The sequence below is a fragment of the Rhizobium sp. SG2393 genome, assembly GCF_042610495.1.
Classification (GTDB): domain Bacteria; phylum Pseudomonadota; class Alphaproteobacteria; order Rhizobiales; family Rhizobiaceae; genus RU20A.
Genome location: NZ_JBHGAP010000013.1, coordinates 45091 through 59432, shown reverse-complemented (window position 1 = coordinate 59432; position 14342 = coordinate 45091). Strand labels below are relative to the sequence as shown.

The following is a 14342-nucleotide window of genomic DNA, read 5'->3' as shown; positions in this document are numbered from 1 at the left end:
TCGCGATCGCCCCAGAAATGAACCTGCATGGGACGGAAAACACCGCAGGCGGCATGCCCACGGTGCAAATCCAGCCCGTTCGGGCAATGTCGTATCAGCGCTTCAGGCTGCCCAGAATGCCGCGCACAAGCGCCCGGCCGAGCGAGGAGGCGACGGTCCGCGCCACCGTCTTCATGGCAGCCTCCGCGATCGTCTCGCGCTGGTAGCCGGCTGCCCGGCCGCGTGTCGTCTTGCCGGTCTCGGCCGGCGCGTCGGTGCCAAAGCCGGGCAGGGTCCAGCGGCTGCCCTGGGCCTGCTCGTCCTCCGTCGCGTCGCGCGCCGCCTGCACCTCGGCTGCCTGCTCGGCCTTTTGCGCCCGGGCCTGCAGGAGTTCGTAGGCCGATTCGCGATCCACATCCTCGTCGTAGACGCCGCGCACCGGGCTCTGCGAGAGCGTCTGCTGCCGCTCTGCATCGGTGAGCGGCCCGACGCGGGCCTCCGGCGGACGCACCAGCGTGCGCTCCACCATGGAGGGTGCGCCCTTGCCTTCGAGCGTTGAAATCAGCGCCTCGCCCGTGCCGAGCGTGGTGATGACGGTGGCGCAGTCGAAATCCGGATTCGGACGGAAGGTCTCGGCCGCCGTCTTCACGGCCTTCTGTTCGCGCGGCGTATAGGCGCGCAGCGCATGCTGCACGCGGTTGCCGAGCTGCGCAAGGATCGTTTCCGGCACGTCGAGCGGGTTCTGGGTGACGAAATAGACGCCGACACCCTTGGAGCGGATGAGACGCACCACCTGCTCGACGCGCTCGACGAGAACCTTCGGCGCGTCGTTGAAGAGCAGATGCGCCTCGTCGAAGAAGAACACCAGCTTCGGCTTGTCGAGATCGCCGACTTCCGGCAGTTCCTCGAAGAGTTCCGACAGCAGCCACAGCAGGAAGGTCGCGTAAAGCCGCGGGTTCATCATCAGCTTGTCGGCAGCCAGCACCGAGATCACGCCGCGTCCGTCATGGCCGGTGCGCATGATGTCGGTAATGGCAAGCGCCGGCTCGCCGAAGAAGTGCTCCGCGCCCTGCTGCTCGAGGATCAGAAGCTCGCGCTGCAGGGACCCGACGGAGGCCTTCGAGATCAGGCCGAACTGGGCGGACAGGGTCGAGGCGTTCTCGCTCATGTAGTTGAGCAGGGCCTGAAGGTCTTTCAGGTCGAGCAGCGGCAGCTTGCCCTCGTCGGCGATCTTGAAGGCGATGTTGAGCACGCCTTCCTGCGCATCCGTCGCGTTCATCAGGCGCGCGAGCAGCAGAGGCCCCATCTCCGACATGGTGGTGCGGACACGGTGGCCCTTTTCGCCATAGAGATCCCAGAAGATCACCGGGAACTGGCTGAAGCCGTAATCGTCCATGCCGATCTGCTCGGCGCGCTTCAGCAGAAAGTCCTTCGCCTCGCCCATGGCCGCGATGCCGGAAAGGTCGCCCTTGATGTCGGCGCAGAAAACCGGGACGCCGGCGGCGGCAAAGCCTTCGGCCAGCACCTGCAGCGTCACCGTCTTGCCGGTGCCGGTGGCGCCGGTGATGAGACCGTGACGGTTGCCGAACTTCAGCTCCAGATATTCGGGCTTGTTGAGCGTATCGTCCGGCTTGCGGCTGGTTCCGATATAGAGCTTGCCTTCCTCGAGCATGCGCATTCTTCTCCTGTGCTGCCGGCTCCGGTTTCGAAGGCCTGTCCGGCACGTCTCCGTCGGCCCCTTATAGAGGAAATGCCGATGAAATGTGAGCCGAAATTGGCCGCCGGGCCGCGTGCCCACAAGGCCGGACGCGCGGGCCGGACGTGCGGGCCAGACAGGCGGGCTCAAATGCCGCACGGCATTGTCATCGTCCTGATCTCCATGGAACGATAGGCTTTGATGCAGTCCAGATTCGGGCGCGCACGCACCCGTCCCGGCATTGCCAGACAGCGCGGAATGAATTACCCATACGTCAACGTCAATTTTCGAGGAGAGAGACCCCATGAGCGAACTCGTCAACCGCGTCGTCGAGAATGTCGGCATCGCACCTGATACGGCTGAAAAGGCCGTTGGCATGATCCTTGGCTTCCTGCAGCGCGAAGCCGCTGACGGCCCGGTCGCCCAGATGATCGAAGCCATTCCCGGCGCGGCCGAACTCGTCGCCAAGTACAATGGCGAAGGCTCCGGCGGCGGCGGTCTGCTCGGCGGCCTCATGTCTGCCTTCGGCGGCGGCGGTGTCATGGCGCTCGGCCAGCAGCTGATGAGCCAGGGCCTCGGCATGGGCGAAATCTCCGGCCTCGCCAAGGAAACCATCGCCTATGCCCGCGAAAAGGCGGGCTCCGACGTGGTCGACCAGGTCGTCGCCTCCGTCCCGGGTCTCGGTCAGTTCGTCTGATCCGGTTGGTTTTTTGAAAGTGAGCAAACGGGGCGGGGCCATGGGTTCCGCCCCGTTTGCCGTTGCGCGCGTCCCGATCGAAAGGCGCCCGCGTGCTGGATCCCTTTTCCTTCAGGCAGCGGGCAGGGTGAGGGGGCGATGGTGTGCGCGAGCAGCCGCGCATGACACGAAAAAAGCCGCCCTCCGGCGGCTTCCATGTCACTGGCGATCCACGCCCAATCACCCGCGGCTGGCGAGATCCAGCAGCGTCATGAAGTCCGGCTCGCTGCTGACGGGCGCGACGGGTGCGGGCGCGCGGGTGGGCAGGCCGAGTTCGCTCTTCACCTGCTCGGTGATTTCCGCCTCGATCCTCTGGCGCTCGCTGTCGGGCAGCGCCTTCAGGCTGTCTTCGGTCATGTCATGGTCGGACAGATATTTCGCGCGGACCAGCTCGGCGGGGCTCATGCGGGCAAGGCGCGCAATATCCTCGAAAAGTGCCTGGGATTCTTCCTCGCCGCTGGCTGTCGGTTCGCCCTCGACGGCGAGGACGAACAGGTTGCGCGGCGAATAGGTGCCGTCTGCCTCGTCGCTGCCGATGGAGGGGATATCCTCGCCGAAATGCTCGGCAAAGCCGGGCGAAGATCCACGATCTCCGGATGTGCGGCTCAGAGGCTGGTCGCGCCTGCCGGAGAACAGGGTCGCGATCGAGAATGCGCTGTTGTAGCTCGTCGAGATCATCATGTCTCTCCTCGAATGAGAGACTTCTAACGGACGAGCCTTGCCCGGACCTTTTGGAAACCGGGCCTTTATGACCCTTCACCACCCGAAATCAGGGGAGGCGGGGCCTATTCCATGCGTCGCACGGTGAGGAAAAGACGCGGGAAGCGCAACAGCACGCGGCCGTCGGTCATCGGCGGATAGCTTTGCGCGATCCGCTCGCGATAGGCATCCGTGAAGGCGGCCACCAGCGCGGCCGGCAGCGGATCGAGAAAGGGCCTGAGCCCGGTGCCCTTCACCCATTCCACGATCGCATCGGCATCGGGCAGCGGATGATTGTAGACCGTGTGCCAGACATCCACCTGCCGCCCGTCCTGCGCCAGCCGCTCGAACAGCCGCCGCGGCTGCGGAACCGGTGTGCGCAGCTTTTCGGCATCGGCGAGATAGGGCGCAAACCGCACCTCCGCCGCCGTCTCGCGCATGGCGGCGTGCGACGGCTCGGTGAGATTGTCGGGCATCTGCACGGCGAGAACGCCGCCGGGCAGCAGCCGCTCGGCGAGCCAGGCCAGCACCTCGAGCGTATCCGGCACCCACTGGAAAACGGCATTGGCAAAGAGAAGTGCTGCCGGTGCCTCCGGCTCCCAGCTGGCGAGATCCGCCGAGAGGAAGCGACAGTCCGGCAGGCGCCTGGCGGCCGTCGCCAGCATGTCCGGCGCCGTATCGATGCCCGTCACCCTGCCGGCGCCGAACCGCTCCACCAGAAGTGCGGTCGAATTGCCGGGACCGCAGCCGAGATCGTAGACCGGTCCATCGGGAAGATCGGGCACGGCGGCAAGAAGATCACAAGCCGGCCGCGTCCGCTGGTCCTCGAATTTCAGATACTGCGCCGCCGACCACGTCATGAGCAACTCCAGGTCTGTTGATCCTGGCGGTGAATATAGCGGGGGAGGTCCGCGCCGCCAGTGGTGCAGCCCGTGCCCTGCGCGATGATGCTCTTGACAATCCCCGGCGAAAGGCGTTTGTCTCCCGCCATGATCGCACGCGCCGCAACCACCGCCCGGTATTTTTGGTCGTTCCTCTAGGAAGCGGCCGCGATCTTGTTCGACGAGCCGCCATCGGGCGGCTTTCGTGTTTCAGGGCTCCCGCTGGCAACAAAAACCGAGGAGCCTGATGAGATGACCGCTACCCTGATGCAGATGCCGATTGCCGAAGACGAGATCCGGACGCCTGTGCCCGAGACGATGCGCCTGCGCGCCGCCCGCGCCACCGATGTGCCCGCGCTTGCCGCGCTGATTGCCGATCACGCCGCCCACCATGGCGGCAAGGCCGAGACCCGCCTGGCGCGCCTGACGGAGGATCTCTTCGGCGATCGCCCCTGGCTGACCGCGCTGGTGGCGGAAAAGGCGGGACGCATCGTTGGCTACTGCCTGCTGGCACCGCTCTACCGCGCCGATCTCGCCGCCCGCGGGCTGGAAATCCACCAGATCTTCGTCGCCGAGGCGCATCGCGGCGAGGGCATCGGTCGCCATCTCATCGGCCTCGCCCGCCGCACCGCCAGCCAGATGGGCTGTACCTACCTTTCGGTCGGCGCCGCCACCGGCAATTTCCAGGCACACCGCTTCTATGAAGGCCTCGCCTTCCGTCCGCAGCCGGTCACCGGCATGCGCTATCTCCAGGCTCTTTGACGCACTGTAACGGAACCCGGCGGCCCCGCTCGTCGCCGCCGGGACCCTGCCAGATCCGCGAGACCTCGCGGGGCTATTTCACCGCCGGCACAGCCTTCAGGTAGGCCGCGATCGCCTGCCGGTCTTCGGCGGTCAGCTTGGCCATGTTCTTCTGCACTTCCACCATCGAACCGCCGACGCTGTCGAATTCGGGCGTGAAGCCGGTTTCGAGGTAAGTGGCAATGTCTGCCTCGCTCCAGCCGCCAATGGCGGCAGACCCCGGCGTGATGTTAGGGATGGTGCCCTGGCCTTCGGGGTTCGGCGCGCCGGCCAGCCACTTGCCGTTTTCGAAGCCGCCGAGCGCGTTGCGCGGCGTGTGGCATTCGCCGCAATGGCCGGGTCCTTCGACCAGATACTGACCGCGCGCCAGCACGGGGTTCGACGTATCGACCGTCACGCGCGGCTTGTCGGTGAAGAACAGGAGCTTCCAGCCGCCAAGCAGCAGGCGGACGTTGAAGGGGAAGGGCAGCTCGTGCGCCGCCGCCACATTGGTGCTCTTCGGCAGCGTGCGGATATAGCCGTAGAGGTCGTTCACATCCTTCGGCGTCATGCGCGCATAGGAGCCGTAGGGGAAGGACGGGTAAAGATGCTCACCCTCGGGCCCGACGCCCCGCGTCATGGCATCGCCGAAGGCGGCGAGCGACCATTTGCCGATGCCGGCCGTCTCGTCCGGCGAGATGTTGGGCACATGGAACGTGCCGAAGGGGCTCTTCAGCGCCAGCCCGCCCGAAAGAACGAGCTTCGCATCCCCCTCGGCGCCGGGCGCCGCATGGCAGCTCACGCAGCCGCCGGCCCAGAAGATCGTCTCGCCATTGGCAAGGTTCGGTTCCCCAAGACCCTCCCAGGTGGCCGCCTGCTGCGGCTCCGGCCGCGTCAGGAACCAGAAACCCCCGGCGCCGACGACGGCGAGTACGACCACGCCCTTGGCAAGTGTCTTCAGGAAACCCATGGCGGCGGTCCTTTCGGGGTAGGGAGGGACAGGTGTCTGCCCGTGTGTTCGTTGGTCATGCCGAAACGCGGCATAGCCAGGCCGGTTCTGTCAGCCCTGACGGCTCGTCTCGAGACATACGCTTCGCGCGTACGCGACCAGCTGCCTCGGCGCCCGACAGTCATGGCCGGCCGACCCGTCCTGTCCGTTCGCCTGCACCACAACGACCCGCCACGACACCTGCCGCCGTCATCCTCGGGCTTGACCCGAGGATCCATGCCGCCCTCCACACCTGTAGCTGTGGATCCTCGGGTCAAGCCCGAGGATGACGGGAGGAGAGCGCGGTGCGTGCCAGTGCGCGGATGCTCTGCGTGGTCGACCACTCGCAATGGTCGCTGCAGCCGCGCCGGCGATGACATCGGGGCGGCCAATGCGATCCGCCAGCAAGTCGGCGCCCGCGACGCGCCACGGCCGCCGCTGTTGGGCATGGCGGCGGCTCTGGCAATCGTCGGGGTCGGTCTACGGCCTTACTTCTTCAGGCGGTAGACCTCATGACAGCTACCGCAGTTGGCGCCGAGCGTGCCGACGGCGGCCTTGACGCCGGCCTGGTCGGCCGGAAGCTGGGCGAGCAGCGCATCGGCATCCGACGAAAGCTTCGCGGCCTTGGCCTTGAAGTCGTCCATGTTCTTCCAGATTGCCGGGCTGGCCTCGGAACCGGCCTCGGAGCCTTCCGGGAAATGGTTCGGGAAGTCCTTGCCGACCGCCGAGAGCGTCGTCAGCGAGGTCTTGACCACCTCGGCGTCATAGGGCTTGTCGCCCTTGGCGATGCCGGCGAGCGCACCCATGGCGCCCCCGGCCTTCTTCATCAGGCCTTCGCGGATTTCGACCGGCGAATCGGCGGCGACGACGGTGGACAGGCCGATGGCCGAGCCGAGGCCGGTGAGGGCGAGCGCGACGAGGGCAGTTTTGAACTTCATGGGTTTCTCCCGTTCCGTTACGTTTCCGGTCGCTTCATTTCGCGCCGGCGCGATGACATCATTGCAATTTGTATGCACTGCGGAAGTCACAAATTTTTGAAATGTTTTAAGAAGGCGAGGCTGAAGCGGAACTGAACGCCGGGCCTTGCGCAAAAAGAAACCCCGGCGGACGGCCGGGGTTCCCTTGCAGGATCTGACGAAAGCGTTACGCGGCTTCGTAGAGTTCGAGCACGTAGTCCCAGTTGACCAGGCTGTCGACGAAGGCTTCCAAGTACTTCGGACGCGCGTTGCGGTAGTCGATGTAGTAGGAGTGTTCCCACACGTCGACGCCGAGGATCGGGGTCGCGCCGTGAACAAGCGGGCTTTCGCCGTTCGGGGTCTTGGAAATTTCCAGCTTGCCGTTCTTGACCGACAGCCAGGCCCAGCCCGAGCCGAACTGGCCCGTGCCGGCGGCGATGAAGTCGGCGCGGAACTTGTCGTAGCCGCCGAGGTCGGACTTGATGGCCGCGTCGAGCTTGCCCGGAAGCGAGGTGCCGCCGCCGCCCTTCTTCATCCACTTCCAGAAGTGGAGGTGGTTGTAATGCTGGCCGGCATTGTTGAACAGCGCCTGGTTGGTGCCGTAGGACTTCTTCACGATCTCTTCGAGCGAGAGATCGGCAAGGCCGGCTTCCTCGGCAAGCTTGTTGCCGTTGGTCACGTAAGCCTGATGGTGCTTGTCGTGGTGATATTCGAGCGTCTCGCGCGACATGTAGGGCGCCAGCGCATCGTAATCATAGGGAAGGGCGGGAAGTTCGAAGGCCATGGGGCGTCTCCTCTTCGGGTGGAAAGCGTTTGGGTTCAACGGCTTGGGGCCAGATGCCACCCGGCGGCGGAAGGCTTTGTCGAAGCTGCGCCGGGTTGCATCTGGTCCTTTGCGGCTGCCGGGAACATAGGCACCTCCCATGCCGGAGGCAACGGTGGCCCATGCGTTTTTGACGGGCGTCAGGGAAAAAACATTGCGCGGCTGCACTGGTCATCGGGTGCCGGTGCTACAGGTGAGGGTGGTAGATGAAGGCGCCGGAAAAAGGCCGCGCGCCCCTCGCAAGGAGCCATCCCATGACCACCAACCGGACGCCTTTTGCCACCCGCGCGCTGCTGGCCGCCGGCCTCGCCGCGCTCACCGGCCTTGCCGGCGCCCCGGCCTTTGCCTCATCCGACGATGCCTGGGCCGCGATGCGCAAGGACGTCGCCGCCGCCTGCCGGAAACTGGCTGCCGGAAGCATCGAGAAGCCGGTCGTCACCGTCGATCCCTTCGGCTCGCAGAGCTACGGTCTTGCGCTGCTGCAGGGCAAGCCGAAGGGCGGCAAGGGCCAGATTGCCATGATCTGCGTCTATGACAAGAAGACCCGCGCGGCCGAGATCGGCGGCGAACTGACTGATGCGGTCCTGACCGGGAAGACTGGAAAGAAGGCACCCTAGGCGCAGGGCGGGCGCCCTGTGCGGCCGACCGCCAGGCCTCAGGCGTCGCCGTCCGAATGGGCCCATTCCATGTAGAGTTCGCGCGCCTTGGCCGCGATCGGGCCGGCGGGAATGTCGCGGTCCTCGAAGCGCGTGACGGGCACGACCTTCGAATAGTTGCCGGTGGTGAAGATCTCGTCCGCCGTCTCGAAATCGCCGATCGTCAGCACGGCTTCCTCCACGTCGAAGCCGGCTTCCTTGAGAAGGCCGATGACGCGGCCGCGCGTGATGCCGGCAAGGAAGGTCCGGTTGGCGGCAGGCGTGAAGATCACCCCGTCCTTGACCATGAAGATGTTGGAAGCGCCGGTTTCGGCGACATTGCCGAGCATGTCGCGTACCAGCGCATTGTCGAAGCCGCGGCGGCGCGCATCGGTGAGAATGCGGGCATTGTTGGGGTAGAGGCAGCCCGCCTTGGCGTCGGTCGGCATGCTCTCGATGGTCGGGCGGCGGAAGGGCGAGACGGTGAGCGACATGCCCTTGGTGGGATCTCCCATCGGCGCTTCGAACAGGCAGAGCGCAAAGCGCGTCGAGCCCGCATCCGGCACGACGACGGAGAAGCCGCCGTGCTCGGCCCAGTACATGGGCTTGATGTAGACGGCCGTCTGGCCGTCAAACTTCTCCAGCCCCTCCCAGGCCAGCGCTTCCATCTGGTCGGCCGGCATGGTGGCCGAAAGCCCCAGCGCCTCGGCCGAGCGGTTGACGCGCTGGCAGTGCAGGTCGAGGTCGGGCGCCACGCCATCAAACCACCGCGCACCATCGAAGACGGTCGAGCCGAGCCACATGGCATGCGAGGTCGGGCCGATCAGGGGCGGATTGCCGGAAAGCCATTCCCCGTCCACATAGGTCCAGGTTGCGGATTTCGCGGCAGTATCGATGGCCATTCCATGCTCCTTGCAAGCGCCCCGAGGCAGGGTTGGCAACAAAGCCCGGCCGGCGCGGCGGGTCAACCCCCGATCGCTCGCCCGTGCCGCCATCGTGAACAGCCGCCGCCCGAAAGGGTAAAGAAAGTCCGATGACGACAGGCCGGAAAGAAAAACCCGGCCGCCATGGGCGACCGGGTCTCTCAGCGTGATCGTGGGAGGATCGCTGCGCTTATTCGGCAGGCACGGCAACCGGCTGCGCACCGGCCTCGATGGTGCGGCCCCCGGCCTTGTTGCCAAGCGTGGCGTTGAACTGCGCGACGTCGAGCTCACCTTCCCAACGGGCGACGACGACGGTGGCCACCGCATTGCCGATGAAGTTGGTGATGGCGCGGCATTCCGACATGAAGCGGTCGACGCCGAGGATCAGCGCCATGCCGGCGACCGGCACGGAGGGCACGACCGAGAGCGTGGCGGCGAGCGTGATGAAGCCCGCGCCGGTGATGCCGGCGGCACCCTTGGACGAGAGCATGGCCACGAGCAGCAGCAGGATCTGGTCGCCATAGGAGAGCGGCGTGTCGGTGGCCTGGGCGATGAAGAGGGCAGCGAGCGTCATGTAGATGTTCGTGCCGTCCAGGTTGAAGGAGTAGCCGGTCGGGATGACCAGGCCGACGACCGAGCGCTTGCAGCCGGCATTTTCCATCTTGTTCATCAGGCCGGGCAGGGCGGCTTCCGAAGAGGAGGTGCCGAGAACGAGCAGAAGCTCTTCCTTGAGGTAGCGGATGAGAGCCAGGATCGAGAAGCCGTTGTAGCGGGCAACGGCGCCGAGCACGACGGCCACGAAGAGGAAGGACGTGACGTAGAAGGTGCCGATCAGCATGGCGAGGTTGGCGATCGAGCCGACGCCGTATTTGCCGATGGTAAACGCCATGGCGCCGAAGGCACCGATCGGCGCGGCCTTCATGAGGACGCCGACCAGCTTGAACATCGGAACCGTGACGGCCTGGAGGAAATCCGTGACCGGACGGCCGCGTTCGCCGACCATGGCCAGCGACAGGCCGAAGAGGACGGAGAAGAACAGGACCTGCAGGATGTCGCCATCGGCGAAGGCGCCGACGATCGTCGTCGGGATGATGCCCATCAGGAAGCCGACGATCGTCTGGTCATGGGCCTTTTCGGCATAGGTCGCGATCGCCTTGGTGTCGAGCGTGGCCGGATCGATGTGCATGCCGGTGCCCGGCTGCACGACATTCGACACGACGAGGCCGATGACCAGCGCGAGCGTCGAGAAGGTGAGGAAGTAGAGCATCGCCTTGCCGGCGACGCGGCCGACCTTCTGCAGGTCGCTCATGCCGGCAATGCCGGTGGCAACGGTCAGGAAGATCACGGGTGCGATGATCATCTTGACGAGCTTGATGAAGGCATCGCCGAGCGGCTTCAGGGAAGCGCCGAGCTCGGGGTAGAAGTGGCCGAGCAGGATACCGCAGGCAATGGCCGCGAGAACCTGGACGTAGAGCTGGCGATAGAAGGGGAGCTTGCGCACGGGCTCGCTCGGCAGGTGGTGGTCGGACGCGGAAATCTGCATGGTTTCTCCTCCGGTGTGTCGGGCGCCCCGTCGCCTGCTGGCGGCCTCCCGGGGCGGGCGGTGACGCTGCGGCAGGCCCTGCCCGTGCGTCTTGCCACCGTCTTTGCAACCGCCGTGCCAGATCGTGAGGTATCCTCTAAGGTATTGTTCAGAAAGCAGATTTTTTCTGTGCCTTGCCCCTTGAAATTGAATTGAGCGAAAATCCGCACGCCTCTCTTTCCATGGTGTGCGGAAAAGCGCACAATGGGCCATGGTCCTTGTGAGCCCCGCCACCCTTGCCACCGAAGCAAAGGCACCGTCGTCCTCGCCGGCCCAGCCTGCACGGCTGTGGCTCGTCTTCGGCCTGCTCTTCCTCGTCGCCGCGATCGGCGCCACGCTGGCGGCGCGCGACTACGGGCGGCGAGCAGCGCTGGAGGCGCTGGCCGTCAACGGTCGCATTGAGGCGGACCTCAAGGCCGCGTTGCTGCGCGCCGTGCTGGAGCGGCCCCGCGTGCTGCCGCTGGTGCTTTCCCAGTCGCGCGAGGTGACGGAGATGCTGGGCGCGCCCTCGACGGCAAGCATCGGCGCCATCAATCGCAAGCTGGAGGGACTGGTGCGCGATACCGGCGCCTCCGTGATCTACGTCATCGCCGCCGACGGCAAGGCGATCGCTTCCAGCAACTGGCAGGAGCCGACGAGCTTCGTCGGCAACGACTATTCCTTCCGTGATTATTTCAAGCGGGCGATGGTGGATGGGCAGGCCGAGCATTTCGCGCTCGGTTCGGTCAGCCGCCGTCCCGGCCTCTACATTTCCCGCCGGGTGGGCCCGGCTGACGCGCCGCTTGGCGTGGCCGTCGTGAAGATGGAGTTCGATGCGCTGGAGGCCGACTGGCGCGCCACGGGACGGCCGACCTTCGTTGCCGACCGGCGCGGCGTGGTGCTGATCACCAGCCTGCCGTCCTGGCGCTTCATGACGGTCGCGCCCATCTCGCCGGCCAACCGCACCGCGATCCGCGACAGCCTGCAATTCGGCGATGCCTCGCTCGAGCCTCTGCCCTTCGAGCGGCGCGACGAGGGCGAACTGCGCACGGCCCTGCCGGGCGAAAGCGAGGCCGACTATCTGGAACTGACCGTGCCCGTTGCCACCACCGGCTGGTCGCTGCGCTATCTCCAGCCCGTGCAGCCCGCCGTCTCCACGGGCATTCGCAGCGCCACGCAGACGGCGCTTTCGGCGCTCTCGGCGGTCTTCCTGCTCGCCGCGCTCATCATCTGGCGCCGGCAGGTGGTGGCGGCGCGGCTGACGCGGGCGGCCTTCGCCCAGGCGGAACTCGAACGCCGCGTTAGCGAGCGCACCCGCGAACTGACGACGGCGCGCGACCTGCTGGCCGCCGAGATCAGCCAACACCGCGCCACCGACGAGCGGCTGAAGGGCGTACAGTCCGAGCTGGTCGCCGCCAACCGGCTGGCGATCCTGGGGCAGGTGGCCGCCGGCGTCGCCCACGAGATCAACCAGCCGGTCGCCACCATCCGCGCCTATGCCGACAATGCCCGCACCTTCCTCGATCGCGGCCAGCAGGCCCCGGCCACGGAAAACCTGCACGCCATCGCCGGCTTGACCGAGCGGATCGGCACCATCACGGAAGACCTGAAATCGCTCGCCCGCAAGGGTCGTGGCGCGCCGGAGGCGGTCGCGATCGACGCGGTGCTGGAAGGCGCCGTTCTCCTGCTCGGCAGCCGCTTCTCCGGTCGTCTCGACGCCATCGACATCGCCCTGCCGAAGCCGGCGCCGCAGGTGATGGGTAACCGCATCCGCCTGGAACAGGTGTTCATCAACCTTTTGCAGAACGCCCTGGAGGCGCTGGACGGCGCGCCCGGCGGCCATGTGCGCGTCACCGCCGAGCCCTTGGGCAGCCGCGTCATCGTCCGCGTTGCCGACAACGGCCCCGGCCTGCCGGAGGCCATTCACGCCCAGCTCTTTTCGCCCTTCAACACATCCAAGGAGCGCGGCCTCGGCCTCGGCCTCGTCATCACAAAGGAAATCCTCACCGATTTCGGTGCGACGATCGCGGTGGAGAGCAGCCCGGCCGGCACGACCTTCATCCTCGACCTCGCCGCCGCCACATCCGACTGTTCCGGGGCCGGCCCCGCCGCGCAAGGAGCGCCATGATGCAAAGCCCCAGCCTCGAATGCGCCCCGGCCGACGCGGCCGCAGCGGTCGACCGCGTCCTCTTGGTGGATGACGATGCGGACCTGCGCCGCGCCACGGCCCAGACGCTGATGCTGGCGGGCTTCACGGTCGATGCCGTCGGTTCGGGGCAGGCGGCGCTCGTCACCGTCACGCCGGATTATCCGGGCGTCGTCGTCTCCGATATCCGCATGCCCGGCATGGACGGGCTGGAACTCTTCCGCCGCCTGAAGGCCGCCGATGCCGACCTGCCGGTGGTGCTGATCACCGGCCATGGCGATATTCCCATGGCCGTGCAGGCCATCAAGGACGGCGTCTACGATTTCATTGCCAAGCCTTTCCCGGCCGAAAAACTGGTGCAGAGCGTTGAGCGGGCGCGCGAAAAGCGCCGGCTCGTGCTGGAAAACCGCCGCCTGCGCGCCGCTGCCGAGCAGGCGGAGGCCGACGACATGCCCCTGATCGGCCAGACGCCGGCGATCGTGCGCCTGCGCGACATGCTGCGCCAGATCGCCGATACGGATGTCGATGTGCTGGTGCGCGGCGAGACCGGCAGCGGCAAGGAGGTGGTGGCAAGCCTGCTGCACCGCTGGAGCCGCCGCGCCCGCGGCCATTTCGTGGCGCTGAACTGCGGCGCGCTGCCCGAAAGCGTCATCGAAAGCGAGCTGTTCGGCCACGAGGCCGGCGCCTTCACCGGCGCCCAGAAGCGCCGCGTCGGCCGCATCGAACATGCCAGCGGCGGCACGCTCTTCCTCGACGAAATCGAAAGCATGCCCGTCGCGACCCAGGTGAAGATGCTGCGCGTGCTCGAAATGCGCGAGATTTCGCCGCTCGGCGTCAACGATATCAGGCCCGTCGACATTCGCGTCGTCGCCGCCGCCAAGCTCGATCTCGGCGACCCCGCCGAGCGCGGCGACTTTCGCGAAGACCTCTATTACCGCCTCAACGTCGTCACCCTGTCCATTCCGCCACTCAGGGACCGTCGCGACGACATTCCGCTGCTCTTCACCCACTTCGCCACCCGTGCGGCCCGCCGTTTCGGCCGCCCGGTGCCCACACTCTCGGCCGCCGAGATCGCCGCGCTGAAGGCCCGCGACTGGCCGGGCAATGTCCGCGAACTGTCCCACGCCGCCGAGCGCGCCGTGCTCGGCCTGCCAGTCGTGGGCGGCAGCGAAACGGCACCGGTGCCGCAGGCCGAACCGTCCCCCGGCGGCAGCCTGCCCGAACAGGTCCAGCGCTTCGAGGAAAGCCTGATCCGCAAGACGCTCGCTGACAACAATGGCGATGTCCAGTCCACCATCGCCGCGCTGGGCATCCCCCGCAAAACCTTCTACGACAAGCTTTCCCGCTACGGCCTTCGCCGCGCCGATTTCGAGGGGTGAGGGGCGCTGGCGTCGGTCGTCCGAACTTGAGCACCCGCGCATGCGAAGGAAATTGAGCGCGGCCTGCGTGCTGTGCCCATACGAAAATTTATCTATGGTTGAATTTATAAGCGAAACTCTCTATGGGTTTGTTCTCGATTGATCTTGGAGAAACGCTCAT

Annotated in this window: 13 protein-coding genes; 5 read left to right on the top strand and 8 right to left on the bottom strand. The window is 66.3% G+C overall.

Annotated elements, in window-relative coordinates; translation table 11 throughout:
* Window positions 1–94: 94 nt before the first annotated feature.
* Complete coding sequence (locus ACED18_RS19870; RefSeq protein WP_377295340.1) at window positions 95–1651, bottom strand: helicase HerA-like C-terminal domain-containing protein; 1557 nt, start codon at window positions 1649–1651, stop codon at window positions 95–97.
* 328 nt (window positions 1652–1979) lie between these two features.
* Here ACED18_RS19870 and ACED18_RS19865 point away from each other — a divergent pair, with 328 nt between their 5' ends.
* Complete coding sequence (locus ACED18_RS19865) at window positions 1980–2372, top strand: hypothetical protein (RefSeq protein WP_377295339.1); 393 nt, start codon at window positions 1980–1982, stop codon at window positions 2370–2372.
* Window positions 2373–2591: 219 nt separating this feature from the next.
* Here the strand turns inward: ACED18_RS19865 and ACED18_RS19860 are convergent, their stop codons facing one another.
* On the bottom strand, window positions 2592–3089 hold the full coding sequence (locus ACED18_RS19860) for a hypothetical protein (protein ID WP_377295338.1): 498 nt from the start codon (window positions 3087–3089) through the stop codon (window positions 2592–2594).
* A gap of 107 nt (window positions 3090–3196) precedes the next feature.
* Complete coding sequence (gene tam / locus ACED18_RS19855) at window positions 3197–3970, bottom strand: trans-aconitate 2-methyltransferase (protein WP_377295337.1); 774 nt, start codon at window positions 3968–3970, stop codon at window positions 3197–3199.
* Between the two features lie 273 nt (window positions 3971–4243).
* Here tam and ACED18_RS19850 point away from each other — a divergent pair, with 273 nt between their 5' ends.
* On the top strand, window positions 4244–4753 hold the full coding sequence (locus tag ACED18_RS19850; protein ID WP_377295336.1) for a GNAT family N-acetyltransferase: 510 nt from the start codon (window positions 4244–4246) through the stop codon (window positions 4751–4753).
* Between the two features lie 73 nt (window positions 4754–4826).
* Here ACED18_RS19850 and ACED18_RS19845 read toward each other — a convergent pair whose 3' ends face one another.
* The 3 genes from ACED18_RS19845 to ACED18_RS19835 form a co-directional block, all read right to left on the bottom strand.
* Window positions 4827–5741 carry a c-type cytochrome gene (locus ACED18_RS19845; protein ID WP_377295335.1) on the bottom strand — a complete coding sequence of 305 codons (915 nt, stop codon included), beginning with the start codon at window positions 5739–5741 and terminating at the stop codon, window positions 4827–4829.
* 506 nt (window positions 5742–6247) lie between these two features.
* Window positions 6248–6697 carry a c-type cytochrome gene (locus ACED18_RS19840; RefSeq protein ID WP_377295334.1) on the bottom strand — a complete coding sequence of 150 codons (450 nt, stop codon included), beginning with the start codon at window positions 6695–6697 and terminating at the stop codon, window positions 6248–6250.
* 205 nt (window positions 6698–6902) lie between these two features.
* Window positions 6903–7499: a superoxide dismutase gene (locus ACED18_RS19835; protein ID WP_377295333.1), complete on the bottom strand. Its 597-nt coding sequence runs from the start codon at window positions 7497–7499 to the stop codon at window positions 6903–6905.
* 293 nt (window positions 7500–7792) lie between these two features.
* Between ACED18_RS19835 and ACED18_RS19830 the strand changes: the two genes are divergently transcribed.
* Complete coding sequence (locus tag ACED18_RS19830; protein WP_377295332.1) at window positions 7793–8155, top strand: hypothetical protein; 363 nt, start codon at window positions 7793–7795, stop codon at window positions 8153–8155.
* A 38-nt stretch (window positions 8156–8193) separates the two neighbouring features.
* Here ACED18_RS19830 and ACED18_RS19825 read toward each other — a convergent pair whose 3' ends face one another.
* Both ACED18_RS19825 and ACED18_RS19820 read right to left on the bottom strand, forming a co-directional pair.
* The gene (locus tag ACED18_RS19825; RefSeq protein WP_377295331.1) at window positions 8194–9075 is read right to left on the bottom strand and encodes a branched-chain amino acid aminotransferase; all 882 of its coding nucleotides are present in this window, start codon (window positions 9073–9075) and stop codon (window positions 8194–8196) included.
* 211 nt (window positions 9076–9286) lie between these two features.
* Window positions 9287–10639 (bottom strand): dicarboxylate/amino acid:cation symporter, encoded by a 1353-nt coding sequence (locus ACED18_RS19820; RefSeq protein ID WP_377295330.1) that lies wholly within the window; start codon window positions 10637–10639, stop codon window positions 9287–9289.
* A 250-nt stretch (window positions 10640–10889) separates the two neighbouring features.
* On the opposite strand from ACED18_RS19820, the gene ACED18_RS19815 reads away from it, so the two are divergent.
* Both ACED18_RS19815 and ACED18_RS19810 read left to right on the top strand, forming a co-directional pair.
* The gene (locus ACED18_RS19815) at window positions 10890–12785 is read left to right on the top strand and encodes an ATP-binding protein (RefSeq protein ID WP_377295329.1); all 1896 of its coding nucleotides are present in this window, start codon (window positions 10890–10892) and stop codon (window positions 12783–12785) included.
* Complete coding sequence (locus ACED18_RS19810; protein ID WP_377295328.1) at window positions 12785–14182, top strand: sigma-54-dependent transcriptional regulator; 1398 nt, start codon at window positions 12785–12787, stop codon at window positions 14180–14182. The genes ACED18_RS19815 and ACED18_RS19810 overlap by 1 nt, the downstream gene beginning before the upstream one ends.
* The last annotated feature ends 160 nt before the right edge of the window (window positions 14183–14342 follow it).